This is a genomic window from Nocardia seriolae NBRC 15557 (assembly GCF_007990715.1).
In the GTDB taxonomy this organism is placed as follows: domain Bacteria; phylum Actinomycetota; class Actinomycetes; order Mycobacteriales; family Mycobacteriaceae; genus Nocardia; species Nocardia seriolae.
The window spans coordinates 1-25,130 of the sequence record NZ_BJWY01000114.1 but is presented as its reverse complement, the minus strand read 5'-3'; the positions used below and the strand labels follow the sequence as shown (position 1 = coordinate 25,130).

The 25,130-nt window shown below is 69.5% G+C and carries 25 protein-coding genes; 12 read left to right on the top strand and 13 right to left on the bottom strand.

The window, feature by feature from the left end:
• The first annotated feature begins 66 nt into the window (after positions 1-66).
• Entirely contained in the window at positions 67-909 is an 843-nt protein-coding gene (locus tag NS2_RS27755) for an MHYT domain-containing protein (protein WP_081986237.1), read from the top strand.
• 17 nt (positions 910-926) lie between these two features.
• Here the strand turns inward: NS2_RS27755 and NS2_RS27750 are convergent, their stop codons facing one another.
• The 10 genes from NS2_RS27750 to NS2_RS27705 all read right to left on the bottom strand — a co-directional run bounded on the left by NS2_RS27750 (position 927) and on the right by NS2_RS27705 (position 12,044).
• Positions 927-1,343 carry an SRPBCC family protein gene (locus NS2_RS27750; RefSeq protein WP_158544067.1) on the bottom strand — a complete coding sequence of 139 codons (417 nt, stop codon included), beginning with the start codon at positions 1,341-1,343 and terminating at the stop codon, positions 927-929.
• Between the two features lie 146 nt (positions 1,344-1,489).
• On the bottom strand, positions 1,490-2,101 hold the full coding sequence (locus tag NS2_RS27745) for a nucleoside/nucleotide kinase family protein (protein WP_033090315.1): 612 nt from the start codon (positions 2,099-2,101) through the stop codon (positions 1,490-1,492).
• Between the two features lie 59 nt (positions 2,102-2,160).
• Positions 2,161-3,624 carry a GlnX family signal transduction membrane protein gene (locus tag NS2_RS27740; protein WP_033090314.1) on the bottom strand — a complete coding sequence of 488 codons (1,464 nt, stop codon included), beginning with the start codon at positions 3,622-3,624 and terminating at the stop codon, positions 2,161-2,163.
• The gene (locus NS2_RS27735) at positions 3,621-4,286 is read right to left on the bottom strand and encodes an FHA domain-containing protein (RefSeq protein ID WP_033090313.1); all 666 of its coding nucleotides are present in this window, start codon (positions 4,284-4,286) and stop codon (positions 3,621-3,623) included. The genes NS2_RS27740 and NS2_RS27735 overlap by 4 nt, the downstream gene beginning before the upstream one ends.
• Positions 4,287-4,296: 10 nt before the next feature.
• Positions 4,297-5,607 carry a vWA domain-containing protein gene (locus NS2_RS27730; RefSeq protein ID WP_033090312.1) on the bottom strand — a complete coding sequence of 437 codons (1,311 nt, stop codon included), beginning with the start codon at positions 5,605-5,607 and terminating at the stop codon, positions 4,297-4,299.
• Between the two features lie 2 nt (positions 5,608-5,609).
• Positions 5,610-6,515, bottom strand: a complete 906-nt coding sequence (locus NS2_RS27725; RefSeq protein WP_071811798.1) for a PP2C family protein-serine/threonine phosphatase — start codon at positions 6,513-6,515, stop codon at positions 5,610-5,612.
• Between the two features lie 8 nt (positions 6,516-6,523).
• On the bottom strand, positions 6,524-8,788 hold the full coding sequence (locus tag NS2_RS27720) for a serine/threonine-protein kinase (RefSeq protein ID WP_228102850.1): 2,265 nt from the start codon (positions 8,786-8,788) through the stop codon (positions 6,524-6,526).
• Positions 8,785-9,993: a hypothetical protein gene (locus tag NS2_RS27715; RefSeq protein WP_033090311.1), complete on the bottom strand. Its 1,209-nt coding sequence runs from the start codon at positions 9,991-9,993 to the stop codon at positions 8,785-8,787. Before NS2_RS27715 ends, NS2_RS27720 begins: the two co-directional genes overlap by 4 nt.
• Before the next feature lie 99 nt (positions 9,994-10,092).
• Complete coding sequence (locus NS2_RS27710; RefSeq protein WP_147207339.1) at positions 10,093-10,902, bottom strand: PaaX family transcriptional regulator C-terminal domain-containing protein; 810 nt, start codon at positions 10,900-10,902, stop codon at positions 10,093-10,095.
• Positions 10,903-11,033: 131 nt separating this feature from the next.
• Positions 11,034-12,044 (bottom strand): alpha/beta hydrolase family protein, encoded by a 1,011-nt coding sequence (locus NS2_RS27705; protein WP_033090309.1) that lies wholly within the window; start codon positions 12,042-12,044, stop codon positions 11,034-11,036.
• Between the two features lie 89 nt (positions 12,045-12,133).
• Between NS2_RS27705 and NS2_RS27700 the strand changes: the two genes are divergently transcribed.
• Positions 12,134-12,985 (top strand): acyl-CoA thioesterase, encoded by an 852-nt coding sequence (locus tag NS2_RS27700; RefSeq protein WP_033090308.1) that lies wholly within the window; start codon positions 12,134-12,136, stop codon positions 12,983-12,985.
• Between the two features lie 64 nt (positions 12,986-13,049).
• On the opposite strand, the gene NS2_RS27695 is transcribed toward NS2_RS27700, so the two are convergent.
• Complete coding sequence (locus NS2_RS27695) at positions 13,050-14,741, bottom strand: APC family permease (RefSeq protein ID WP_081986238.1); 1,692 nt, start codon at positions 14,739-14,741, stop codon at positions 13,050-13,052.
• A 232-nt stretch (positions 14,742-14,973) separates the two neighbouring features.
• Between NS2_RS27695 and pdxT the strand changes: the two genes are divergently transcribed.
• The 7 genes from pdxT to ruvB all read left to right on the top strand — a co-directional run bounded on the left by pdxT (position 14,974) and on the right by ruvB (position 20,026).
• The gene (pdxT, locus tag NS2_RS27690) at positions 14,974-15,597 is read left to right on the top strand and encodes a pyridoxal 5'-phosphate synthase glutaminase subunit PdxT (protein WP_033090306.1); all 624 of its coding nucleotides are present in this window, start codon (positions 14,974-14,976) and stop codon (positions 15,595-15,597) included.
• Positions 15,598-15,692: 95 nt separating this feature from the next.
• Complete coding sequence (locus NS2_RS27685; RefSeq protein ID WP_033090305.1) at positions 15,693-16,445, top strand: YebC/PmpR family DNA-binding transcriptional regulator; 753 nt, start codon at positions 15,693-15,695, stop codon at positions 16,443-16,445.
• Between the two features lie 114 nt (positions 16,446-16,559).
• Positions 16,560-17,084, top strand: coding sequence for an O-acetyl-ADP-ribose deacetylase (locus NS2_RS27680; protein WP_033090304.1), 525 nt, complete (start codon positions 16,560-16,562; stop codon positions 17,082-17,084).
• A gap of 97 nt (positions 17,085-17,181) precedes the next feature.
• Positions 17,182-17,748, top strand: coding sequence for a hypothetical protein (locus NS2_RS27675; protein ID WP_033090303.1), 567 nt, complete (start codon positions 17,182-17,184; stop codon positions 17,746-17,748).
• A gap of 11 nt (positions 17,749-17,759) precedes the next feature.
• A complete protein-coding gene (gene ruvC, locus NS2_RS27670) occupies positions 17,760-18,329 on the top strand; it encodes a crossover junction endodeoxyribonuclease RuvC (RefSeq protein ID WP_033090302.1) in 570 nt (189 codons plus the stop codon).
• Positions 18,326-18,931, top strand: a complete 606-nt coding sequence (gene ruvA / locus NS2_RS27665) for a Holliday junction branch migration protein RuvA (RefSeq protein ID WP_033090301.1) — start codon at positions 18,326-18,328, stop codon at positions 18,929-18,931. Before ruvC ends, ruvA begins: the two co-directional genes overlap by 4 nt.
• Positions 18,932-18,937: 6 nt before the next feature.
• Entirely contained in the window at positions 18,938-20,026 is a 1,089-nt protein-coding gene (gene ruvB / locus NS2_RS27660; protein WP_033090300.1) for a Holliday junction branch migration DNA helicase RuvB, read from the top strand.
• Between the two features lie 8 nt (positions 20,027-20,034).
• Here the strand turns inward: ruvB and NS2_RS27655 are convergent, their stop codons facing one another.
• Positions 20,035-21,045, bottom strand: coding sequence for an NADP-dependent oxidoreductase (locus tag NS2_RS27655; protein WP_306455154.1), 1,011 nt, complete (start codon positions 21,043-21,045; stop codon positions 20,035-20,037).
• 28 nt (positions 21,046-21,073) lie between these two features.
• Between NS2_RS27655 and NS2_RS27650 the strand changes: the two genes are divergently transcribed.
• Positions 21,074-22,108 (top strand): GlxA family transcriptional regulator, encoded by a 1,035-nt coding sequence (locus NS2_RS27650; RefSeq protein ID WP_052086890.1) that lies wholly within the window; start codon positions 21,074-21,076, stop codon positions 22,106-22,108.
• On the opposite strand, the gene NS2_RS27645 is transcribed toward NS2_RS27650, so the two are convergent.
• Entirely contained in the window at positions 22,080-22,784 is a 705-nt protein-coding gene (locus NS2_RS27645) for a FadR/GntR family transcriptional regulator (protein ID WP_033090299.1), read from the bottom strand. The two genes, NS2_RS27650 and NS2_RS27645, sit on opposite strands and share 29 nt — an antisense overlap.
• 156 nt (positions 22,785-22,940) lie before the next feature.
• Here NS2_RS27645 and NS2_RS27640 point away from each other — a divergent pair, with 156 nt between their 5' ends.
• Positions 22,941-24,083, top strand: coding sequence for an acetamidase/formamidase family protein (locus NS2_RS27640; RefSeq protein WP_261772318.1), 1,143 nt, complete (start codon positions 22,941-22,943; stop codon positions 24,081-24,083).
• A 122-nt stretch (positions 24,084-24,205) separates the two neighbouring features.
• On the top strand, positions 24,206-25,130 hold a 925-nt coding region (locus tag NS2_RS27635; protein WP_222594888.1), incomplete at its 3' end, for an amidase family protein.

Genomic DNA, 25,130 nt, shown 5'->3' with positions numbered 1-25,130 from the left:
CGACACTAGTGTTCGGCTGAGTCACCGGTGAACTGTCACATATCGCACTTCCGGCAAGGAGTCCGCATGCTGGCTATCGACCATTTCACCTACGGTTGGCTCACCCCTGTACTGGCCTATGTCATGTCCGTCACCGGCTCGTTGCTGGCGTTGCGGTGCATGGTGCGGGCGCGCAATCAGCATGGGCACGGCGGGTGGATCGTGACCGGGGCGATCGCGTTGGGCGGCACCGGAATCTGGGTCATGCATTTCATCGCGATGCTCGGATTCTCGGTGCAGGACAGCACGATTCGCTATAACGTGCCGATCACGCTGCTGAGTGCGGGAATCGCCATGGGCGTGGTCTGGCTGGGGCTGTACATCGTGGTGCACCAGCACGGTGAGGCATTCGCTTTGATCACCGGCGGCACCATTACCGGGCTGGGAGTCGGCGCGATGCACTACTCCGGCATGTACGCCATGAAAACCGACGCGACCGTGCAGTACGACCCGTGGATCGTATTGGCGTCCATTGTGATCGCGGTCGTCGCCGCGACCGCCGCGCTCTGGTTCGCACTACATGTCAGCGGCATTGTCGCCACCGTCAGCGCCGCGCTGATCATGGGTGTGGCGGTCTGCGGCATGCACTACACCGGCATGTTCGCCATGCGCGCCCACATGCCCAGCCACATGCACGCACCGGCCGGGGCGCAGGCCGCGCAATTGCTGACCCCGTTGATCATCGCCGTGAGCATGGCGACCATGCTCATGCTCTTCCAGGTCGGCATCACCGAAATCGACGAACCCGATCTCAGCCGCATCCGAGGTCAATACGCCAGCCGTTTCTGGCCCGCGCGCCGCACGGAAAGCAAATCCGCCCCGGACGAATTTCCCACCGAATCCCTCGATCCGCGCCACCGGCGGTGGTGAGATCCGGGGCGGTCGCGTTACGCGGATCCGGACTCGAGCAGTGCCTTCGCCCGGTCGAGCCCGGATACCTCGGCGGTCATGGTCTTCTGGACGGGCCCGTTCATGAGCAGTTTCTTCAGGCCGGAGAGTTCTGCCGACAGTGCGAAGGTGACTTCGGTGCCGTCGCCGGCGGGGGTGAATAGATAGGACACGGTGGGGCGCAGTGGTCCCGAGATGCCTTGCAGGATCACTTTCTCATTGGGGACGTAATCGGTGATCTGGACGTCGGCCGAAATGCCGCGTCCGCCCGGTCCGGAAACGGTCTGGCGGTAAATGGTGCCCACCGCGGGCTCGCCCTCCGCCGTGATCTCCTTGACTCCTGAACGCCAACCGGCGCTGTTCGTGGCATCCGCGAAATAGGCGAATACCTCACCGATCGGTCGTGCGACAGTCACCGTATGCGATGCGGCAGGCATGACATTCCCTTTCGCTTCGAATCATGTAAACCGAACCCTCAGCCTACGACCATTTCACCGCAGTCGGACTTCCGCGACCACCTACTCCCGTTGCGGCGTGGCGGGGTTTTCCATAGCGGGAATTCTCAGCGGACGCGTACGGCTGGGCGGTCCGGGTGATCCCAGGCCGCCAGGATGTCGGGCTCCTCGGTCCGGCCGCGTTGGTATTCGAGAAGTCCTGCCACGGTGAACAGTTCGTGCTCGTCGGTCCGTCGCCGGAGTGCGCCCTCCGACATGCGCAGCGCCACGGTCAGATCGAAGTCCAGGCCGCGGCCGAGGAGCATGGGACCGGCGAGGAGCAGGACGGTGCCGGCGGGTGCGGTGCGGATGCGGGCGCGGGCCGAGCGGTCGGCGCGCTCGTTCCACAGGGCAGGGAGGTAGCGGCCCTCGTTCCGGAGTGGTTCGAGGACTTCGCGATTGAGGGCCGCGTAGTCGAACCAGCCGGTGCGGTAGGTGAATTCGCTGTCGCGGTCGTATTCCAGGCGGACCGAGGCGGGGCGGACGAAGTCGTGCAGGGATATCGTGTCGGCCGGGCAGCCGTGGGCGCGCAGCCGTTCGGCGACCGAGGTCGCCACGCGCATCGGGTCGGCGGCGTCCGCGCCGTCGATGGCGATCACCGCGAATCCCGGCAGGCCCAGGGCGCGCTCGGCGACCATGCCGATCAGGGTGTCGGGGCTGATTGCGGTGAAATCGGGCACGAGACCATCATGCTCGAGGTCTCGTGCCCGATCGCTCACCGGGGCGCTGTGCTACCGGTTCACCGGTATTCGGCCAGTCGCGGCCGGACACCGAGCAGCACCAGGATCGCGAACACCACCGCCGCGCCGTAGGGCAGCCACCCGGTCCAGCCGGACAGGTCGTCCTCGCCGTGGGCGATGGCGGCGTCGAAGGCGTTCCTGTTGATCTCGATGGTGGACACCAGCGCCTTGTCGTAGGCGGCGAAGTGATCGTTGGAGGCCCCGGTGTCCAGGGTGATGGCCGCCCGCAGGTCGGTGGCCGCGAGTCCACGCAGAGTGTGGTCATCGTGCTGGTAGATCTGGAAGGCGGTCAGGGTTTGGACGGCCGCCTGCTGTTCACCGTCGAAGGTGATATTGCTCAGCTCCCTGCCGAGGAAGGACGTGGCACTGACCGCGTTCCTCGGATCGCGGGTGTGCGCGGCCATCGCCTGGTCCAGCGCGGTCGGATAGTCGTCGATGCCGTTCGCCTGCACCCCGGCCAGCCGCTGTGTCTTGGCGAAGTAGTCGCGCTGATGATCGCCCGCATGCGCGGGATCGAGCAGGTACCGGCTCTCGTCGGCGTTGGCGTCGTAGCTGACCGCCCGGGCCTGCCGCAGCGCCAGCAGTGAGTCGAAGGCGTCCTGTTTGGCGATGGTGAGCTGTTGTGCCGCGGCGGTATTCGCGATGAAGCCACCCGCCAGCAATACCGTGGCAAGCACCGTGGTCACCGCCAGCGCGGGGTTGACCCGGCGGCGCAGCGCCACCCGCAGGACGATCTGCAACCCGATCAGCGTGCCGAGCAGCAGCAGGCCCAGCACCACGATGCGCAGTCGCGCCGCGTAGGTGGTCTGCTCGGCGTCCGAATACGACCGGCTCAGCACCGCGCTGTTGGTGTCGGCGAGTTGCTGTGCGCGCGAGAGTAGATCGGGCACCAGGCCGGTGGCGGCGCGATAGGCGTCCAGGGTGCGCGCCGAGGGCTGTCCGGCGGATCCGCGGTCGAGGTCCGCGAGCTGGAAGGTGTCGGCGGCCAGCGCCTGGTACTGCCCGAAGCGGTCCAGCAGTTCCAGGATCTGGCGGGCGGCGTCGTCGCCGGTGGCGATGGTCATGGCCTGTTGCAGATCGGCGTCGGCCTGGATCCGGCGCTGTTCGTAGGTGCTCAGCGCGGTCTTGCGCACCGCGGCAAGGCTCGAATCGTTGCCGGCCAGCAGCACATTCGACAGTTGCGCGTCCATGTCCGCGAGTGCGAAGTACAGATCCTCGGTGGCGGTCACGGTGGGCGCGGTCCGATGGCCGATGACATCCATACCGTGTCGGGCCGACCGGGCGTCGGCTGCGATGACCAGCGCGGTGAGCGCGGCCAGGACCACCGCGAGCAGCGCGAGCAGGCGAATCCAGCCGGGCGTGTCCGAGCGGCCGGGCACCAGGGCCCGCGCCCGCACCAGCAGGCGATACGTCGGATCCTGGTGGAGCCCCGATGTTTCGGGGCGGGTGAGCATCGCGGTCATGACGCGTCGTCCTGTTTCAGGGTGAGAGTCGTCCACGCGCCCAGATGGATACGGTCACCGGAACGCACCGGCACCGCCTCGCCGCGCGGAATGGGATCGGCGGCCGCGTTCAGGCGGGTGCCATTGGTGGAGCCGAGATCGAGGATGGCCCAGCCGTTTCCGGGCTGGGCGACGAACAGCACGTGCAGGTGCGAGACGCCCGGATCCTGCGGGGGACCGGTCAGATCGATCTCCGGATCGATGCCCTTGGACGCGCTGTAGCGGCCCACCCGCAGCTGCGCGCCGTGCAGCGCGAAGACGCGGTCGGGGCAGTAGGCGGGGAATTCGACGTCGTCGTCCTCGCTGCGCATGCTGTCGAAATAGTCGCGGTCGGCGGAAACAATTGCGGTCCAGACTGATTCGGGCGCGGAAAGCGGTACCACGGTGGGCGTGCCGGGATCCGACGCGGTTGTGGCCACGACGGTCACCGCGGGCGCGCCCGCCACGAAGTCATAGCTGCACCCCTCGCAGAACCGTCCCGTCTGCGGCTCCCCGCAGGCAGGACACGGGGTGCCCGCGGGTTCCGGTGCGGGCGAGGAGATTTGGGCGGCCCCCATGAGCAGTCCGCACACATCGCAGTAATCGGTTGCCGCCGAATCGTGTCCGGCCGGGCAGGTCAGCATGCCGGTCTCCTCACCGCTTGTGCACGCGGGAGGTCTTGGTGGACCGCGTGTCCAGGGTCATCTCGTCGGCCTTGCGCACGGCGGACTTCAGGCGCACGGTTCCGGTGCGGGCGTCGAGCACGTCGACCACGCCCTCGAGCAGCTTGGCGGTGTCGGTATTGCCCGCGGCCGCGGCGATCTGCACCGCGCGCCCGAGTTTCCTGGTGGCGGTGTCCAGATCGCCGTCGCGGCGCGCGGCCAGCCCCTCCTGGATGACCCCGGCGAGTTCGGCCTGCCCGGAGTAGTGGGCCACCTCCGGGCTGATCTTGCTCGACTGGGCCACGTCATCGGTCCACACGGCCTTGATCAGGCCCTGCCCCAGCACTTCCGCGCTCTCGCCGCTGCCGCGCACCAGCCCGACCCGCCCGGCCAGCATGACATCGCCGACGCCGCCCGCGGCGACCTCCACGCAGATGTGGAAGTCGCGGCTCTCCGCCCCGCCCCACGACCCGGTCGGATATTCGCCGGTCTGCGTGCCGGTTTCGGTGCGGCGGCCGGACAGATCCAGCAGCTCGGGGGCGACCTGCTTGACGAATTTCACCGTGGCCCCGCGCGGGGTCCACAGCCGCAGCGCCACATCGGCCACCGATTTGCCCATGGCGGCGGTGGTCATGGCCGAGAAGTCGGCCACCAGGTCCTTGGGGTCGGCGACGATATCGACGGTCCCGAGCAGCGCGGTCGAGATCTTGCGCAGTTCCGCGACCTCCCAGTCGGTGCCGACGCCGCGGCAGTCGCAGACGTAAACACCGGCGCTGGCGGCGATTTCGGCGTCGAGTTGCTGGACCGTCTCGTGCTCGTCGCGGCCGTCGGTGAGCAGGATGGCGTGACGCAGCCCGTCCCGGTTCCCGAACAGCTGCCGGGCCAGGCGCAGCCAGTTCCCGATGGCGGTGCCGCCCCCGGCGCGCAACTGCTGCACCGCGGCAATGGCGGCGGCCTTGTTCGCGGGGGTGGCGGGCAGCAGCGACGGTGTGGCCGGATACACCATGCGCGCCACGTCGGTACCCGCCACCACCGCGAAGTCGACGCCGTCGCGGACCGCGGAAATGGCTGCGGCGGTGGCGTTCTTGGCGGCGGCGAGCTTGCCGTAGGCGTGATCCATGCTGCCCGAGCAGTCGACGATGATCACCTCGGCCGCCCGGCCACCGCCGGGCAGCGCGCCGCCGATGCCGGTCCCGGAGCTGCCGGTGGCGGTCACGGTGACCACCGCGTTCACCCGCGTCGCGCCCGCAGGCAGGTATTCGTTCTGGAAGGTTTCGATCCGGAAACCCAAGGGGGCGTTCATGGTCAGTGATTCCTCGAGATAGCGGGAAACGGTGCGAGGGCGACGGTGATGTTGTCCGCGCCCCCGGCGGCCAGCGCCAGATCGGCCAGGTCGTGGGCGGCCGCGCCGGGCCGGGTCAGGGCGGTGGGCAGGGCCAGCGCGGTGAGGCTGTCGGCGGCGGGGTAGTAGTTCCACAGTCCGTCGCTGCACACCAGGACCGCGCCCGGTCCGTCCGGAACGAAGGTCCGCACATGGGGTTCGACCGCTGGGGCGTCGGCTCCCAGCCACGCGGTGAGGGTGTGCGCGTCGGGCATGGACATGGCGGTCCGCTCGTCCACGCCCAGCTCGACCAGCCCGGCCGCCACCGAATCGTCGGTGCTCAACCGCCGCGGCCCGGTGCTCGCCGGGTCGGCGGACAGCCAGTAGGCGCGGCTGTCGCCGATCGAGCCCACGGTGACCGCGCTCGCGGTGACCACCGCGGACACGATGGTGCACGACGGTGTGCGATCGCCGTTCTCACCCAGGGCCGCAACGGCTTCCGCCGCCGCGCCGATGGCGAGCATGGTCGCGGCCTCCGATCCGGTGCCCGCGGCCAGCTCGGCGACCAGCCGGTCGGCGGCCGTGGCGGCGGCGCGCCCGGACGCGTCGGCGGCCTGCTCGGAGCTCGAAACCCCGTCGCACACCACCATGATCCGAATCCCGGGCTCGGGGAGCACCCGCAGGGCCACGGCATCCTCGTTGTGCGCGTGGCGTTTTCCGCGATCGGTGACCGTGGCCAGCATGCCCAGGTCGAGTTCGCTCCGGTCCGGAACGGTCGCGGGCTCGGCGGGCGCCAGGGGCGCGCCGCAGTCCTCGCAGAAGCGGTCGCCGTCGGCGAACTTCGTGCCGCACACCGGGCACACGCAGGTCTCCTCTGTTGTGACGATCATCGATTTCCTCAGATCCAGCTCACGGGCCGGATGGCATTGGCGCGATTGACCAGATCGCGGCGGGTCGGTTTATCGGGGGCCAGGCGGGCCAGCGTGCGGAACTGGGATTCCAGCGCGCACCGCAGGTCGCGGTCGGTGAAGTGGTAGCCCAGCACGGTCGCGGCGGTTTCGACCGGCTGTGCGGTCGCCAACGTGCGCGCGGCGTCGAGGACGGCAATGCTGCGCCACGCCTTGGCCTCCGGATCGAGTGCGAGTCCGCTCAGCCGTTCGCCCGCTGCCACCAGATAGCCGTGCCGGTCCGCGCCGCCCGCGAGCTGCGCGCCGAGGGCGGCGAGTTGGGCGGCGGTGTGGTGGCTGGAGCTGGCGGGCACGGATTCGGCGGCGGCGATGGCACCGTCGATATCGCGCTCCTGCAGCCTGGTGCGCGCCAGACCGAAAGCGGCGCTGGGGTATCCGTGGTCGGTGCGCCACACCTGCAGGTACAGCCGGGCGGCGGCGTCGTGCTCGCCCGCGCCCTCCCGGGCGGCCGCGAGCGCCAGCTTGGCGGCGGCCTCGCCCGGCAGCATTCCGTACACGGTGTCGAAATGCGTACGCGCGGAGCCGAAATCGCCGGAGACCAGGGCGGCCAACCCGCGAAACCAGGTGATCCGCCAGTCGGCGTCCTCGGACTGCTCCAGCGCGGCCAGCTCGGTCAGCGCGGTGCCGGTATCGCCGCTCTCGATGCGAGCGCGCACCAGGGCCAGGGTCACCTCGGGCGAGGCCACCGGCGCGGCTTCCAGGGCGGTCACCAGCAGCCGGGGATCGCCGATGGCGGTGGTGGCGAGGAATCCCGCCGCCGGATCGGCGGGATCGACCATCGGCACCGGCAGCCCGGCCACGATGTCCGCCGGGGCCGGACCGATCGGCCACTGCCGCGGGTCGGAGCCGAAAGCCGCACGCTCGCCGGAGAATACGGTCGACAGCGCCGGGCGCGGCTGCCCGTCCTCGGTGGCCACCACCTCGCGCAGCACGCCGGTCACCTGCTCGGCCATCTCCGAGGCGGACCCGAACCGCTCGCCCGGGTCGGCGGCGGTGGCGCGTTCCAGCAGCCGCCGGAACGACGGGAACCGTGCCAGCAGCGGCACTTCCGTGGCGGGCGGCAGCGTGTAGCGGTAGGTGCCGCGATAGTCGAAGTTGAAGGTCAGCACGGCGAGGGTGCGGGCCACGGTGAACAGGTCCGATTCCACCGACGCGCCTTCGGTTTCCAGCTCCGGCGCGCAATAGCCGTCGGTCTTGAACCCGGCGCAGTCCTCGTCGTCCAGCTGCCGGACCGCACCCAGGTCGATGAGCTTGAGCTGCTCCTCGGTCTGGATCATATTGTCGGGCTTGAAGTCGCAGTAGAGCAGGTCCATGCCGTGCAGGTAACCCATGGCGGGCAGGATCTCGAGAATGTAGGCCAGACCCTGCGCGAGCGGCAGCGGTGCCAGCCCGCCACCCGAATCCCGCTGCGAGCGCAGCTCTTTGAGCGACGCGCCGCCGACATACTCCATGACGATGTAGCCGACCGGCTCCCGGGTGCGCGGGTCGGGATGCTTCACGAAGTTGAAGATCTTGACGATATTCGGATGTTCCACCGTGGCCAGGAACTGCCGTTCGGCCACCGCCGCGGCCATGGCGTCGGCGTCGCCGGTGTCGAGCAGGCCCTTGAGCACCACCCAGCGGTCGCTCACATTGCGGTCGCGGGCCAGATAGATCCAGCCCAGCCCGCCGTGCGCGAGACAGCCCAGTACCTCGTACTGCCCGGCCACCAGATCACCGGCGGCCAGCTTGGGGGTGAACGAGTAGGCGGTGCCGCACTGGCGGCAGAAGCCCTCCGTGCGGCCGGGCGCGCCCTCGCGGCCGCGGCCCACCCGCTGCCCGCAGTTGCTGCAGAAGCGCTCGTGCTCGGGCACCTGCGGGTCGGCCATGACGGCCGTGGCCGGATCCCGGTAGGGCACTTGCGGAATCGACACCAGGCCCGCGCCCAGGCGGCCCCGGCTGGAGCGGGCGGTGCGGGTGGAGCGCGAGGAGGAGCGGCTCGAACCGCGGCGGCTGTGGCGTGCGGAGCGGGTGGAGCCCGCCGCGGTGCCGGTGCGGGCGAGGGTGCCGGAGTGGGCCGCGGGCACCGAGCGGCCATTGTGGGCGGGGACGGTTTCGGTCGCCGCCGGTGCGGCCGGTGCGAGCCCGCATTCGTCGCAGAAGCCGTCCTGGATGGTGCCGCCGCAGCCGGGCCGCACGCAATTGGTCATGGTCATGCCGTCTTCCCGGTGATCGCCTGCTGGAACTCGGTCACCGCGCGGGTGGCGGCGGCGAGATCGCAGGGTGCGGAATGCAATAGCTCATAGGCGTGCTGGTATGGGGTGTTAACCAGGGGGTCCTCGGTCAGCCGCAGCCGGGCGGCCTTGGCCCGGAAGGCGTCGAGCCGCCCGCGCAGTTCGTCGCGGCGGTCCAGCAGCGCCACGGCATTGTCGCGTGCGGTTTCGGCACCGGCGCGGGCGGTTTCGATATCCCGTGACAGGGCGGCCACGTCGTCATCGAATCGGGTCCAGTGCCGGTTGCCGCCGGTGTGCAGGCGGGCCAGCCGATCCCGCAGCGGGGCAAGTGGTTCGAGGGCGGGCGAGGTGAAGCCGAGGATCTTGACGCCGGTGATCGCGGCGGCCTCGGTGGCGGCCCGCACGGCCGTCTCGGCCTGCTCGACGGCCGCGGTCAATCCGGTGAGCCGCTCCGACAGACTGGTACGGCGGGCCGCGAGTGCCGCGAGCGCGGCCCCTGCGTCGTCGAGTTCCCGGGTGAGCGCCGCCGGGTCGCCGCCCGCGGGCAGGCGTTCGGCCAGGCTCAGCGGATCCGACATGGCCAGCGCGCGTTCGGTATTCAAGCGGCCCTCTATCGCGTCCAGGCGCGAGAGCAGGGGATGGCCGAGGGCGGTGAGGTCGAGCTCCCCGGCCATCCGCCGCAGTTCGGCCAGCCGCGCCCCGGCCCGATCGACGCCCGGCAGGAAGGTGGCCGACACCGCCTCGGCCGTGGCCGCGATGATGGCCACTTCCCGGTAGGCGGCGTTCATCTCTGTCACCAGCTGCGTGAGCGTCAGCGACCGCTGCACCGCGGCGGGACCCAGCAGGTCGCGCTCGGCGAGCGGAATCTGCTGCGGCGCAAGCACAACCGAGGGCCCGCACAGCAGCTCGGTCAACTCGGTCAGCTCCGCATGTCCCGGACGCGATCGCCGCGTCCGCACCCGGCGCGTGCGCGCGACCACCTCGTCGAGTGCCCGGAATCGCGCCCACAACCCATCCAGCCGGGCCCGGGCCGAAGCCCACCGGGCCGCGCTGACACCCGTCAACGGCACCCCATCCAGGAATCGCACCCCCGGATGCCCCTCCAGCTCCGCGAGATTCGCGGAGATCTCACCATGGTCGGCGTCGAGCCGGGCCAAGGCCTGATCGACCTCGGCGATTGCCAACACTGGCACACCCTGTAGAAGCGATATCACCGTGCGGGCGTGAGCCCGTCAGCACATGCTGCCACCGTGGGGCATAAGGAAACCGTAAGGAATTCTTGAATGTCAGGTAGCGGCGGTGATTTCGGCGACCACCTCGCCGTACCAGCGGAAGAGCCGGATCGGCGGGAGTGCGGAGTCGCGCAGCAGCGCCCAGCATTCGGCCACGGCCGCCCGGGCCCGCGCGCCGATCCAGGGCTGGGGGAGCAGTTCCGGCGGGAGCAGCGGATCGGGTCCGACGGCCCGATCGAATGCGGCGGCCAAAGTGATGGCGAGGGTGAGCAATTCGGTCGGGTCCTCGGCGGGCAGGGCCGCGCGCACCCGCTGCGCCACACCCAGCAGCCGTTCGTGCCCGGCCGCCAGCCGATCCAGGGGCCACAACCGCGCGGCGATCGCGCGCCCCTCGGTGAGCCCGCCGACCGCGAGATCGGTCGTGGTCAGCGTGGTGAGGTGGGATTCGATGCCGAGTTCGGCCGCCGCCGCGCCGATTCGGTCCTCCCACGGATTCGCCGAGACGTACAGCCCGCCCTGGATCGCCGCGCCCCCGAGATACACCAGGGTGTCGCGGATCGAGTCACGCGCGTGGCGCTGGGACTCGGGCACCGCGAAGGCCGCCAGATGCCATACCCCGTCCCACCTCGCCCGCCCGCGATCCTGCGCGTACATGAAGCGCAGATACTCGAGTTCGGGTTCGATCGCGCCCCGGGTGTCGCCGGTGGCCCGCAGCACCGCCGTGCGCCCGCGCCCCTCGTGCGTGAACCGGCCCTCTGCCACCAGCCTTTTGATGCACAGCCGCACCTGCTGGTCGCTCATCCCGAGCGCCGCCGCGACGTCGTAGAGTTCCCCGGCGTCGATGGTGGCGTCCTCGCGGATCATGCTCTCCACCAGCGTCCGGGTCGGAATCTCGGTGGTCGGGTCCGGCTCGTCCAACAGCTCACTCCTCTCGGCGGACAGCCTACGGGTCGCCTCGCCGACCGCCGCGGATCGGTTCGGCCGACCCGGGCGTGTCAGTGCTCGGCGTAGCGGCGCAGGGCGTCGAGATAGCCGGGGGCGTACAGGGATCGGGGCGCGAACAGCGCCGTCAGGTAGGCCCGGGTGCCGTCGGGGCGATCCAGGTCGAATTTCACGAGATTGTGGGAGGCGCCGGGGAAGGTCCGCACGGTGAGCAGGTCGGCCGGTACGGACGCGCGGTAGACGCGCTCGGTTTCGGCGGCATCGACATTGAGATCGTGGCCGCCGAGCAGCAGCAGTGTCGGAACCCGCAGGCGCGGCAGGGTTTCGGTGACATCGGACAGATAGTTCCGGGAGACGAAGCGCCAGCGTTGCGCCGACACGGGCGGGGAATCCAGTGTGGCCGAGCGGTATCGGTCGTAGTCCGCGCCCTCGCGCAGCAGTGACAGATTCGTCTCCCGGCGTCGCAGCTGCGCGGCGAGCTCGTCGGCGGCGGCGTGGCGCTCACCCAGCTCGGCGCGCAGATTGAACTCGCCCTGCCGCAGCCAGTTGACGGCCGGGCTCACCAGGATCATGAACCGCAGCTCCGGATGCCGCGCCGCGACCTCCGGCAGCACCCACCCGGCCTGGCTGATGCCCCACACCCCGATGCGGGCGGGATCGATCTCGGCTCGGCCGCGCGCCCAGTCGAGGGCGGCCTCGGTCTCGACCGCGCGATCGTGCATGGTCTGGTCGAGCCAATCGCCCGGCGCGCCATCGACTCCGGGCTTGTCCCAGGCCAGCGCCGCGTACCCGGCGCGCGCGAACGATTCCCACAGCGGCCGGTAGAAGGAGTCGCGGGTGGCGTCGGCGGGGCCGTCGCCGTGCACGAAAACCACCAGCCCGAACGGCCCGTCGCCGTGTTCGGGCAGTGCCAGGGTGGCGTGCAGCGGTTGCGGGCCGCCGGTGATGGTCACCCGCTGTTCGCGAATGTCGAAGTCATTGGCCACGATCACCCAGCCGCCGGCCGACAGTGCCAGGGCGGCAACGCAACTCGCGGCGATCAGGAGGCGGCGCATCCAGCTCATGAAACTATCGTATCAGAAACGGCCGTGTATGAATCGATAGAATTGCTCGGTTGTTAGCCTGAGCGGGACAAACGCGAAGGGACGGGTGCATGGCGACGATCGAAGAGGCGCTCGAGATAGAGCAACTCGAACGCGACATCTTCCGCGGCGCGTCCACCAAGACCCAGCTGCCTCGCACTTTCGGCGGCCAGGTGGCCGGGCAGGCGCTGGTGGCGGCGGTGCGCACGGTGGATCCGCACTATCAGGTGCATTCGCTGCACGGCTATTTCCTGCGGCCGGGCAATCCGGAGCGGCCGACCGTGTTCCTGGTCGACCGCATCCGCGAGGGCCGCTCCTTCTGTACGCGCAGGGTCACCGGCGTGCAGAACGGCGAGGCCATCTTCACCATGTCGGCCTCCTTCCACGTCGGCGACGAGGGGCCGGTGCATCAGGACGTGATGCCCACGGTGCCGCCGCCGCTGGAGCTGCCCGACGCCAAGGAGTCCATGAGCCCGGAACGGCTGTGGGCCATGCGCGAATGGGAGCACTGGGACATCCGCACCATTCCGCAGGACGAGGTGGACCGCCGCGGCGGCCTGGTCGCCCAGCAGCAGGTGTGGTTCCGCTACCGGCACCCGCTGCCCGACGATCCGCTGTTCCACGTCTGCACGCTGGCCTACATGAGCGATATGACGCTGCTGGGTTCCTCCAAGGTCATCCACCCCGACGAGCCGACCCAGAACGCGTCGTTGGATCACGCCATGTGGTTCCTGCGGCCCTTCCGCGCCGACGACTGGCTGCTCTACGACCAGCAGTCGCCCTCGGCGGGCGCGGGGCGGGCGCTGACCGGCGGCCGGATCTGGAACCAGGCCGGGGAACTGGTGGCGGTGGTCATGCAGGAGGGGCTGATCCGCACCTTCCGCGACCCGGCCGCGGAGTCGTATCCGCCCGGAACCGCCTGAGCCGCTGCCGAAACGAGCGCGCCACCGACGAAAGCCGGTGGCGCGCTCATGTTTCCGGTGCTCCTCAGGCGGTCTGCACCCGCAGATGGCACACCACGGTGTCGGGCATCTTGCGCAGCACCCGCTCCAGCGCGTCGCTGCGATGGCTGGGCAGCACGTGATTCCACCCCGCGGGCGGCTCGATCTCGGCGATCACCACCACCTTGCGGCGGCCCGCGAAATTGTCGCGGACATACCGGGCCACCGGCCCGCCGACGGTGGAATCGCCATCCTCGAGCAGCAGCAGCCGCACATCCGGATGCCAGGCCTCCCACTCCTTGGTGAACACGGTGATGTTCTCCCCGGGCAGGCACACGTGCACCGCCGTCACATCGCGGCCCAGCGACATGGCCGCCGACAGGGCCTCGCGGCTGAGCTCGGAGACCTCCGAAACCGGGACCACGATGGCGGTTTCGGTGGCGCGCGGCTCGGCGGGCACGCAGCCCGCGCCGCGGCAACCGTCGATGCGGCCGTAGGTTCGGCGGATCCGTTCCATCGCCACCACCAGCAGCGGCAGCACCAGCACGATCAGCCACGCGCCCTCGGCGAATTTCATGGAGGTGGTGACGACGAGCGCGACGAAGGTCAGCACCGCGCCGAAACCGTTGAGCGCGATCCGCCAGCGCCACCCCGGCACCCGGTTGGCCAGCCAGTGCCGGACCATGCCGACCTGCGCGATGGTGAAGCCCACGAACACCCCGATGGCGAACAGCGGGACCAGGGCGTTCATATTGCCCTCGGAGGCGATCAGCAGCACCGCCGCCGAAATGCCCAGGGCCAGTACGCCGAAGCGGTACACCTGCCGCGGCGAGGTCACCGCGAAGCGGTGCGGCAGGCAGTTGTCGTCGGCGAGGATCTTGGTCAGCGTCGGCAGGCCGCCGTAGGAGGTGTTGGCCGCCAGCGCCAGCAGGACGACGGTCGCGAATTGCACTATGTAGTAACCGATTCCGTGCCCCAAGGCCGCCTCGGTGAGCTGCGAGAGCACGGTGGTGCCGTCCAGCGGGCGGATCGAGAACTTCTCGATGAGCAGGGCCAGCCCGATCAGCATGACGCCCAGCAGCGTGCCCAGCGCCACCTCGGCCCGCTGCGCCCGGCGCACCTTGGGCTGCGCGAAGCTCGGCACCGCGTTGGCGATCGCCTCGACGCCGGTCAGCGCCGCGCAACCGCTGGAGAAGGCCTTGAGCAGCAACAGGATTCCGATGGTGCGGGCGTTCTCGGAGACGGCCGCCCCGGTCGCGACGGCATCGGGTTCGGTGCGCAGCAGCCCGACCACGATCACCGCGAGGATGCCGAGCACGAACACCACGGTCGGGGCCATGAACGCGCGGGCGCTCTCGCGGATGCCGTAGAGGTTCAGCGCCGTGATCCCGGCCAGCACGGCCAGGCAGATCCAGACGGTATAGGGGAACAGGGCCGGGAACGCGGAGGTCAATGCCGCCACGCCCGCCGCGATGGACACCGCCACGTTCAGGACGTAATCCACGATCAGCGAGGCCGCGGCCACCAGGCTGGTGCGATGCCCGAGCCGCTCCTTGGCCACCGCGTACGCGCCGCCGCCGTTGGGGAAGGCGGCGATGACCTGCCGGTAGGAGGCGATGAGCACGGCCAGCAGCACCACGATGGCCAGGGTCACCGGCAGGGTGAAGCCCAGCCCGGCCGTTCCGGCGGCGGCCAGCACCAGCACGATCGCCTCGGGACCGTAGGCGACCGAGGCCATGGCGTCGAGGGAGAGTCCGGCCAGACAGGTCGCAACGGTCAGCCCGCGCCGCGGCGGCCGGGCCAGCCCGGGCCGGGGCGGCGGCACGTCGACACCACCGCGCGGCCCGGGCGAGGTTTGCGGAAGCAGATCAGTCACTTGCGCGAGTGTTCTCCCCGGCGAGGGATTGGACACTGGTCCTAACGGAACCCTGACACCCTGGGTGAGCAGGGCCACAGCAACCCGCGAAAGTATGCTCGACGGCGTGAAACCGACAATTGGCGTGCTGGCCCTGCAGGGTGATGTGCGTGAACACGTGCACGCGCTGGAAGCTTGCGGAGCGAATGTCGTGGCCGTGCGCCGCGAATCCGAACTCGCCACCATTGACGGTTTGGTGCTGCCCGGCGGCGAATCCACCACCATCAGCAAACTGCTCGAGGTCTTCGAACTGCTGGAACCGCTGAAGCAGCGGCTGCGCGAGGGCCTGCCCGCCTACGGCTCCTGCGCGGGCATGATCCTGCTGGCCTCGGAGGTGCTCGACACCCGCCCGGATATGAAGCCGCTGCATGGCATCGATATGACCGTGCGCCGCAATGCCTTCGGACGCCAGGTCGATTCCTTCGAGGCCGACCTGGACTTCCAGGGTCTCGACGACGGCCCGGTGCGCGCGGTGTTCATCCGCGCCCCGTGGGTCGAAACCGCAGGTGACGGCGTCGAGGTGCTGGCCCGGGTGCCGTCGGGTCCCGCGGCCGGGCGCATCGTCGCGGTGCGCCAGGGCGATGTCATCGCCACCTCCTTCCATCCGGAGGTCACCGGTGATCTGCGCGTGCACAAGCTGTTCGTGGACACCGCCGTCCGCCCGCGCGCCGGGGTCTGAACCGGCACTCGAGTAGACTGGTGCGGCTGTCCGTCCGCCGGGGCGGGTACGTTGCGACTTGACGAACGAAGCCCCCTGAAACGAGGAAGTAGGGAATGAGCGGCCACTCCAAATGGGCCACCACCAAGCACAAGAAGGCCGGGATCGACGCGAAGCGCGGCAAGCTCTTCGCCAAGTTGATCAAGAACATCGAGGTGGCGGCCCGCACCGGTGGTAGTGACCCGGACGGCAACCCGACTCTGTACGACGCCATCCAGAAGGCGAAGAAGTCGTCGGTGCCCAACGACAACATCGAGCGCGCGCGCAAGCGCGGCGGCGGTGAAGAGGCCGGCGGCGCCGACTGGCAGACCATCATGTACGAGGGCTACGGCCCCAGCGGCGTCGCCCTGCTGATCGAGTGCCTCACCGACAACCGCAACCGCGCGGCCGGCGAGGTGCGCCTGGCGGTCACCCGCAACGGCGGCAATATGGCCGATGTCGGTTCGGTGTCCTACCTGTTCTCCCGCAAGGGCATCGTGATCCTGGACAAGGCCGGGCGCTCCGAGGACGACATCCTCGACGTCGTGCTCGACGCCGGCGCCGAGGAGATCAACGACCTGGGCGACGAGTTCGAGATCATCTCCGAGCCGGGCGACATGATCGCGGTCCGCACCGCGCTGCAGAAGGCCGGGTTCGACTACACCTCCGCCGAATCCGGCTTCCAGCCCTCGGTGACCGTGCCCGCCGACGCCGAGCTGGCCCGCAAGGTGTTCAAGCTGGTCGACGCGCTCGAGGACAGCGACGACGTGCAGAACGTCTACACCAATGTCGACATCAGCGACGAGGTGCTGGCCGAGCTGGACGCGTAGGCGAAGCTTCCGACGACGCGGGCCGCCTCCCACACCGGGAGGCGGCCCGCGTCGTATTCGCGGCGCGATCGGATTCTCGGCGTGCCGTCGGGGATCGGATGGGAGGATCTCCCCATGCCCGAATTGCGCGCCGTGCGAGGCGATATCACCGAACAGCGGGTGGATGCCATCGTGAACGCCGCGAACTCCTCGCTGCTCGGCGGCGGGGGAGTGGACGGCGCGATCCACCGGCGCGGCGGGCCCGAGATTCTCGCCGCCTGCCGTGCTTTGCGGGCGTCGCACTACGGCCGCGGCCTGCCCACCGGGCAGGCGGTCGCCACGGTGGCCGGAAACCTGCCCGCCCGGTGGGTGATTCACACCGTCGGTCCCGTCTGGTCGGCGGCCGAGGACCGGTCGGCGCTGCTGGCCTCCTGCTATCGCGAATCCCTGCGCGTGGCAGACGAACTCGGGGCGCGCAGTGTCGCCTTCCCGGCCGTCTCCACCGGCGTCTACGGCTGGCCCATGGACGACGGCGCCCGCATTGCCGTCGAGACCGCGCGGGGCAGCGATACCGCCGTCGAGCAGGTGCGCTTCGTGCTCTTCTCCGAGGACGCGTTCCGGGTCTTCGCCACCGCGCTGTCCCCGGCTCGGGGTGTCTGATCCGGCGAATTCCGGGTTTACCCCGATGCGCGTGAAAGCTCCTGTGCGACAAGCTGTATCCCGGGTCGGGTCACAGTCGATAGGAGTTGATTCACGCATGACCAATCGGTTGCTGGTCGGTCTCGGCATCGCCGCTGCGATCACCGCCGCGGCCGGCGCGCTCGCCCCCGCCGCCCTCGCCCAGGATCTGGCCGAGGGGGTTTCGTGCGGCGATCACAGCTGCCGCAACGACACCGATGACATCTATCGCATCGAGGTCCGGGTGCACTGCTCGGATTTCGGTGGCACGTACGAGAAGTCGATCTGGGTGAACAGCCACTCGACCGAGGACGTGCAGGCGTCCTGCGGTCACTGGAAGCACGGGATGACCCATCCCGGGACCTCCACCGTGAATCCGGACGGCAGCTGGAGCCACACGCCCACGACGACCGATCCGGACACCTACGAGTCCGGCATGGTGATGGGCATCGACTATCTGAACGCCACGGTTGACAACAGCAGCCGCCGTCGCCCGGGTGCCCCCGCCCCGAGCGGGTCCTGCTTCCGGACGAAACACCCGGACCCGCACCGCGACCGGCCGTGCCGATGGACAATCACCCGTGTCGATGGGCGGGGTGACCGCGCGCGTCCGTTAGACTCTCGAACAGTTGTTCGTTCACGGTGAGAGGGGTTTCGGTGCGGGTGATGGGCGTCGACCCCGGGCTCACCCGGTGCGGGCTCAGCATGGTCGTCGGCAGCACGGGCAGACAGGTCGCCATGGTGCAGGTCGATGTGGTGCGTACGTCGCCGGAAATGGAACTGGCGCAACGGCTTCTGCTGGTCGCCGATGCCGCCGCGGCCTGGATGGACACGCATCGGCCCGAGGTCGTGGCGATCGAACGCGTCTTCTCCCAGCACAATGTGCGTACCGCCATGGCCACCGCGCAGGCGGGCGGCGTCATCGCGCTGGCGGCCGCGCGGCGGCAGATCCCGGTGCACTTCCACACCCCGTCCCAGGTGAAGGCGGCCGTCACCGGCAACGGTTCGGCGGACAAGGCGCAAGTGACCGCCATGGTGACCCGTATCCTCGGGCTGGCCGTCGCACCCAAACCCGCCGACGCCGCCGACGCGCTCGCCCTGGCCATCTGCCACTGCTGGCGCGCACCCATGCTCGATCGCATGGCCAAGGCGGAGGCGATGGCCGCGGCGCAGCGGCGCATGTACGAGGAACGGCTTGCCCAGCAACGGAAGGCGGTAACCCGGTGATCAGGTCGGTACGCGGTGAGGTGCTCGAGATCGGACTCGACCATGCGGTCATCGAGGCCGCGGGAGTCGGATATCGGGTCAATGCCACCCCCGCCACCCTGGCCGGACTGACCCGCGGCGAGGACGCCCGGGTGTACACGACCATGATCGTGCGCGAGGACTCCATGACGCTGTTCGGCTTCGCCGACACCGAGGCGCGGGAGCTGTTCGGGCTCTTGCAGACCGTGTCCGGCGTGGGCCCGAAGCTGGCCATGGCGGTGCTCGCGGTGCTCGAGCCCGAGGCGCTGCGCAAGGCCCTGGCGGAATCGAATGTGGCGGCGCTGACCCGGGTGCCCGGCATCGGCAAGCGCGGGGCCGAGCGCATGGTGGTCGAGTTGCGCGACAAGGTGAATCTGGTTCCGGTGCAGTCCGGTCCGCCCGGATCCGGTCCCGCGCCCATGGCGACCCCCGTGCGCGAGCAGGTCGTCGACGCCCTCATCGGACTCGGCTTCCCGGCCCGCCAGGCCGAGGGCGCGGTGGACGCCGTGCTGGCCGACGACCCGGCCCTGGGCACCTCGCAGGCGCTGCGCACCGCGCTCGGGCTGCTCGGCAAGAATCGGTAGTCGATCATGACCGACGATTTCGATCCCCTCGAAGACGACGAATCCGCCGTCACCGCAAGCTATCTGCAGTCCGACGGTGAGATCGAGGCCAGCCTGCGCCCGAAATCCCTGGACGACTTCATCGGCCAGCCGCGGGTGCGCGAACAGCTGGCGCTGGTGCTGCGCGGCGCGAAACTGCGCGGCGGCACCCCCGACCACGTCTTGCTCTCGGGGCCACCGGGTCTGGGCAAGACCAGTATGGCCATGATCATCGCCGGTGAACTCGGCGCCGCCCTGCGCCTCACCTCCGGCCCCGCGCTGGAACGCGCGGGTGACCTGGCCGCCATGCTCAGCAATCTGGTCGAGGGCGATGTCCTGTTCATCGACGAGATCCACCGCATGGCCCGCCCCGCCGAAGAAATGCTCTACCTGGCCATGGAGGACTTCCGCGTCGACGTGGTGGTCGGCAAAGGCCCCGGGGCGACGTCGATTCCGCTCGACATCGCCCCGTTCACGCTGGTGGGCGCGACAACTCGCTCGGGTGCCCTGACCGGCCCCCTCCGCGACCGTTTCGGCTTCACCGGCCACATGGACTTCTACGAACCCGACGAACTCCAGCTGATCCTCGAACGCTCGGCCCGAATCCTGGGCGTCCGCCTGGAATCGTCCGCCGCCGCCGAAATCGCGGGCCGTTCCCGGGGAACGCCGCGCATCGCCAACCGCCTGCTGCGCCGCGTCCGCGACTACGCCGAGGTCAAGGCCGACGGCCTGGTGACTCCCGAGATCGCGGCCGCCGCCCTGGCCGTCTACGACGTGGACGCCCTGGGCCTGGACCGCCTCGACCGCGCGGTCCTGAGCGCGCTGATCCGCAGCTTCAACGGTGGCCCCGTGGGTGTTTCGACCCTGGCCGTGGCCGTCGGCGAAGAGTCGGCCACCGTCGAAGAGGTCTGCGAACCCTTCCTGGTGCGTGCGGGTCTGGTCGCGCGCACGCCCCGCGGACGCGTCGCCACCGCCGCCGCCTGGGAGCACCTGGGCCTGGTACCGCCGCCCGATCTGGTGTTCGGATCGATCGAGGTTCGGCGTCACGAACCCCAGATGGATCTATTCGAGTCCTGAACCGGACGTCACTCGACGGTGAGGACGAGTTTGCCGACGGTGCGGCCGGTGTCGCCGAGGGCGTGCGCCTTGGCGGCATCGGCGAGGGGGAAGACGCCCGCGAGGGTGGGGCGGAGGGCGCCGGATTCGGCCAGTTCCCGAATCGCTTCCATGCCCGCGTGATCGGCCTCGACGAGCATGGCGATCGCTCGGACACCCAGCTTCTCGGCCTCGGCGTAGAGCTCGTCGGTGCCGGTGGCGCGGATGGAGACCACGATGCCGCCGGGGTTCAGGGTGCGCAGCGAGCGGAGCGCGTGGGGGGAGTCGATGGGGTCGAGGACCATATCGATATTGCGGACGGTTTCGGCGAAATCGGTGGTGCGGTAGTCGAGGACCTCGTCGGCGCCGAGGGTGCGGAGGAAGTCGTGGTTGGCAGCGCTGGCGGTGGCGGTGACGTGGGCGCCGAGCGACTTGGCGATCTGGACGGCGAAGTGGCCGACGCCTCCGGAGGCGGCGTGGATCAGGACCCGCTGGCCCGCTTGCACATTCGCGGTGTCGACCAGGGCCTGGTAGGCGGTGAGGGCGGCCAGGGGGATGGCACCGGCGTGGGTGTGGTCGAGGTTGGCGGGCTTGCGGGCGAAGGCGCGGGCGGGGGCGGTGACGTATTCGGCGGCGGCGCCGCGGCCGTACGGGTAGGGGAGCATGCCGAAGACCTCGTCGCCGGGTTCGAACAGGGTGACCCCGAAGCCGATGGCGGCCACCTCGCCGGAGACGTCCCAGCCGAGCACGAAGGGCGGCTCGGGCAGGAACATGCCCTCGACGGCGCGGTGCTTCCAGTCGGTGGGGTTCAGGGCGGTGGCGCGCACCCGCACCAGGATCTCGCTCGGACCCGGCTGCGGCACCGGCAGTTCCACCTCGTGCAGCACCTCCGGGCCGCCGAGGACGTCCTGGCCGATCGCCTTCATGGTGGTGGGAATCGTGTTGTCGGTTTCGCTCATGGATCCCAGCTTGCCGTCGGCCGCCCGCACGGAAAATGGCAAGATCGCCATTATTCGATAGGATCGTGCCATGCCGTTCGAGGACATCGTGCCGTGTGAGGACATTCCGGAGTCGGCCACGACCCGGCCGCATCGGGTCGTGGTGCTGGCGCTGGACGGCGTCTACCCGTTCGAGCTGGGTATCCCCAATCGGGTGTTCGGGACCGCCGACGGCCGCTACGAGGTGGTCACCTGCTCACTCGACGGGCGGCCGGTGCGCAGCAACTCCGACTTCGACATCGCGGTCGCCCACGACGCGAGCGTGCTGAAAACCGCTGACACCGTGGTTATTCCGCCGTGTGATGTGCTGCCCATCCTGAAGGACGGTCTGCCGCAGGCGGTGTCGGAGGCGCTCGCGTCGATCCCGCCCGGCGTGCGGCTGGTGTCCATCTGCACGGGTGCGATCGTGGTGGCCGCCGCCGGACTGCTCGACGACCGGCCCGCCACCACGCACTGGAACTTCGCCGAGCGGTTCGGGCGGGTCTACCCGAGGGTGAAGGTCGACCCGAACGTCCTCTACGGCGACGACGGCGACATTCTGACCTCGGCGGGCGCGACCGCGGGAGTCGACCTGTGCCTGCACCTGATTCGCTCCGATCACGGCAGCGAGGTCGCCAATATGGTGGCGCGCCGGTGCGTGGTGCCGCCGTGGCGCGAGGGTGGCCAGGCGCAGTTCATCGAACAGCCGGTGCCGCCGCCGACCGCCGCGGGCACGGCCGTGGCGCGGCAGTGGGCGCTGGAGAACCTGCACCAGCCGCTCACCATGTCCGATCTCGCCGATCGGGCGCGGATGAGCGGACGCACCTTCGCGCGGCGGTTCCGCGACGAGGTGGGAATGAGCCCGGGACGCTGGCTGATTCAGCAACGCGTCTTTCGTGCCCGCGAATTACTGGAGACGACAGAGCTTTCCGTGGACCGGATCGCCGGTGAGGTCGGATTCGCCACGGGCGCTTCGCTGCGCCAGCATCTGCACGAGGCGATCGGCGTCTCGCCGCTGGCCTATCGGCGCACGTTCCGCACCGGCGCGGCGAGCCCGGTCAAAGCGGTTCCGGCGCTGAGCCACTGAGCTCGCGCACTTCGCGCAGGTGCCGTTCCATGGCGGCGGCCGCGGCCGCGCCGTCCTGGACGGCCACCGCCTCGTAGATCCGGTGATGTCCGTCGAGGGAGAGGCGGCGGCCGTGGCGGGTGCGGTGGGACAGGATGCGGGTGCGGCGGGTCCAGTCGGTGGTCATGGTGCACAGCGTCACCAGCAGCGGGTTCTGGGCGGCGTGCGCGAGCAGGGTGTGGAATTCGATGTCCAGGCGCAGGGATTCGGCGGGGGAGAGGGTTTCGTTGGAGCGGGTCAGCACCTCGTCCAGGGACAGCAGATTCGATTCCACGGCGCGCAGCGCGGCGAGCTGGGCGATGCGCGGTTCGACCAGATCGCGCAGCTCGATGGCGTAGCCGAGCTCGATATCCAGCTCGCCCAGCCCCTCGGTGAGATCCCCGACGTGCCGGGTCAGATCGGTGACGGTGCTGCCCCGCCCTTGCTTGCGTTCGATGAGATTCTTGGATTCCAGCTCGAACATGGCCTGCCGCAACGACGATCGCGAGACGTTCATATTCGCCGCCAGCTCCCGCTCCGGCGGCAGCCGATCCCCGGCCCGCAGTTCCCCGCTGGTGATCAGCCCTTCCAGATGCGCCGCGACCTCCGCGCTGACACTGCGTACCCGCCGGCGCAGCGGCGGAATCGATGCCGTCATCGCCCCAACTCTAAATCTGTTCGTATGCATGCCATTTCATGGAAGTAAAACGGCAGTTACGTTCCGTTCACATCCCGCCGTCGATCGTTCGCGCGGCTTATGGTCGGCAGATCGGATGGTCCGACCAATTGCGGTCGGGTAGGAGAGGGAAAGATCGTGACGTCGATCGTGCGGGGATACGCCCCGGCGTTTCCGGTACTGCAACCCGATGACGGGATCGGCGGCGACGCCGTCTACCTCCCGGCCGACCCGGCGGCGGTGCTGTGGGGGCGGCTGCCCCGGGTGGGGGATCGGCCCATCGCGACCATCGAACCCGGCGGCAGCGTCATGATCGACACCGTCAGCCACGGAGGCATTCTCGACGATCAGGGCTCGGATCCGGTCGCCTACTTCGGGCGGCACGGAGTCGATGACGACCAGGTGCTCGCCGACGCCGTCGAGATCGCGCGCACGCGGCAACGTGATTCGCTGGCCGGGCCGCACATCGTCACCGGGCCGATCGCGGTGTCGGGGGCCGAACCCGGGGATCTGCTCGCCATCCGCATCGACGAGCTGACCATGCGCGCGCCCTACGGGGTGGTCTCCACCCGGCATGCGCGGGGAGTGCTCGCCCATCGGCTCGGCTTCGATGGGAACTACGGGCAGTTCTGTTCGGTGGAATCGCAGGACGGCGCATGGTTAGGCAGCATGCCGATGCACCCGGATCTGTTGCAGCGCGCCAGTTTTCCGTTGAATCCTTTCCTGGGCATCATCGGCGTCGCCACCGACACCGATACCCGCGTCTCCTCGGTTCCGCCCGGACCGCACGGCGGCAATATCGACATCCGCCGCCTGACCGCGGGCGCGACGCTGTTCCTGCCGGTGCAGGTGGCGGACGCGCTGTTCTACGTCGGGGACCCGCATTTCGCGCAGGGGAACGGGGAAGTCGCGCTGACCGCGCTGGAAGCGCCGCTGCGGGCCCGGCTGACCGTCGATGTGATTCCGGCAGCGCAGGTCAGCGCCGGATTGGGCAGGACCGTCGGGCCGTTCGCGGTCGCCCACGGGCTGCTCATCCCGACCGGTTTGGACGAGGATCTGAACAAGGCACTGGAGATTTGCGTCCGCAACGCGGTCGAGCTGGTGGTGTCGCTGTTCGACGCCGACCCGCAGCAGGCGTACCTGTACCTCAGTGCCGCAGCCGATTTCAATATCTCCCAGGCGGTGGATCAGGTGCGCGGGGTGCATGGTGAGGTGCGAGTCGGCGACTTCGTCCACCATGCGAGCACCGAACTGGCCAAGCGTATTCTCGAGCGGGCCTGATGACCGCTGTGGAGGCAATGCCCGGCGAGGCTTCGGAATTCGACTCGAGTGTATGGCGTGAGCGCGGGGCACCGCTGATTCGGGCTACCGGTGTGGGGGTGCTGAACGGGCGCACAGTAGCGGTGAAGGATCTTTACGCGGTTGCCGGATTCCCGCTCGGCGCAGGCGTTGTCGAATTCCTCGGTGGACCGAGTCCGGCGCATGCGGAGGTCGTCTCGCGGCTGCTCGCCGCGGGAGCCGATATCGCCGGTATCGCGCACACCGACGAGCTCGCCTACAGCATCACCGGCGGGAACGGGAAATACGGGATGCCGGTGAATCCCGCTGCGCCACAGTGTGTTCCCGGTGGATCCTCGAGCGGGTCGGCGGTTGCCGTCGCCCGGGGCGAGGCCGATATCGGACTCGGCACCGACACCGCCGGGTCGATCCGGATACCGGCGGCCTGCCAAGGATTGTGGGGCATCCGAACCTCACACGGATCCATCCCCACCACCGGAGTGCTACCGCTGGCCGAATCCTTCGATACCGTGAGTTGGCTGACCCGCGACCTGGCGACATTGAAGGCGGTATCCGAATGCCTTCTTCCCGAACAGGGTTCAGGCACTGATGAACTCGTTTCCGATCCCGAGTTCATCATCGACCCCGCGCTGTGCGCACCGGCCGATGTCGAGCTGGCGGCGGCAAGCCTTTTCGCGGCACGGCATCTGGGCGCTGTCGAAACCGCCATGGAAGCCGACCTCGGCACCTGGTTCACAGCATTCCGCACTGTTCAGGCGTTCGAAGCCTGGAAAAACCACGGCGAATGGCTCCGCGCACACCCAACCGCACTGGAACCCGAAGTAGCACAACGATTCCAGTTCGCATCGACCATCACCACCACCGAGGCACTCGCCGCCCGAGCGGTGGTGGAATCGGCCGCCGCGACTCTCCGAGCCGCGCTCCGAAATCGAATCCTGCTCCTACCCACCACCGCAACCCTCCCGCCCCTCCGATCGGCATCGCCCGATTCATTGGAATCCGGCCGAACCCGAACACTGCACCTAATAC

What these genes read in the sequence shown, in the direction of transcription:
- NS2_RS27735 (WP_033090313.1), bottom strand. Translation starts at nt 4,286, where the DNA reads ATGCTGACCTGCCCGGCCGGACACGATTCGGCGGCAACCGATTACTGC.
- NS2_RS27710 (WP_147207339.1), bottom strand. Translation starts at nt 10,902, where the DNA reads ATGATCCGCGAGGACGCCACCATCGACGCCGGGGAACTCTACGACGTC.
- NS2_RS27720 (WP_228102850.1), bottom strand. Translation starts at nt 8,788, where the DNA reads ATGACCATGACCAATTGCGTGCGGCCCGGCTGCGGCGGCACCATCCAG.
- NS2_RS27675 (WP_033090303.1), top strand. Translation starts at nt 17,182, where the DNA reads ATGACCAATCGGTTGCTGGTCGGTCTCGGCATCGCCGCTGCGATCACC.
- NS2_RS27695 (WP_081986238.1), bottom strand. Translation starts at nt 14,741, where the DNA reads ATGGCCTCGGTCGCCTACGGTCCCGAGGCGATCGTGCTGGTGCTGGCC.
- pdxT (WP_033090306.1), top strand. Translation starts at nt 14,974, where the DNA reads ATGCTCGACGGCGTGAAACCGACAATTGGCGTGCTGGCCCTGCAGGGT.
- NS2_RS27730 (WP_033090312.1), bottom strand. Translation starts at nt 5,607, where the DNA reads ATGAACGCCCCCTTGGGTTTCCGGATCGAAACCTTCCAGAACGAATAC.
- ruvB (WP_033090300.1), top strand. Translation starts at nt 18,938, where the DNA reads ATGACCGACGATTTCGATCCCCTCGAAGACGACGAATCCGCCGTCACC.
- NS2_RS27755 (WP_081986237.1), top strand. Translation starts at nt 67, where the DNA reads ATGCTGGCTATCGACCATTTCACCTACGGTTGGCTCACCCCTGTACTG.
- NS2_RS27705 (WP_033090309.1), bottom strand. Translation starts at nt 12,044, where the DNA reads ATGAGCTGGATGCGCCGCCTCCTGATCGCCGCGAGTTGCGTTGCCGCC.
- NS2_RS27725 (WP_071811798.1), bottom strand. Translation starts at nt 6,515, where the DNA reads ATGATCGTCACAACAGAGGAGACCTGCGTGTGCCCGGTGTGCGGCACG.
- NS2_RS27650 (WP_052086890.1), top strand. Translation starts at nt 21,074, where the DNA reads ATGCCGTTCGAGGACATCGTGCCGTGTGAGGACATTCCGGAGTCGGCC.
- NS2_RS27680 (WP_033090304.1), top strand. Translation starts at nt 16,560, where the DNA reads ATGCCCGAATTGCGCGCCGTGCGAGGCGATATCACCGAACAGCGGGTG.
- NS2_RS27685 (WP_033090305.1), top strand. Translation starts at nt 15,693, where the DNA reads ATGAGCGGCCACTCCAAATGGGCCACCACCAAGCACAAGAAGGCCGGG.
- NS2_RS27740 (WP_033090314.1), bottom strand. Translation starts at nt 3,624, where the DNA reads ATGACCGCGATGCTCACCCGCCCCGAAACATCGGGGCTCCACCAGGAT.
- NS2_RS27645 (WP_033090299.1), bottom strand. Translation starts at nt 22,784, where the DNA reads ATGACGGCATCGATTCCGCCGCTGCGCCGGCGGGTACGCAGTGTCAGC.
- NS2_RS27700 (WP_033090308.1), top strand. Translation starts at nt 12,134, where the DNA reads ATGGCGACGATCGAAGAGGCGCTCGAGATAGAGCAACTCGAACGCGAC.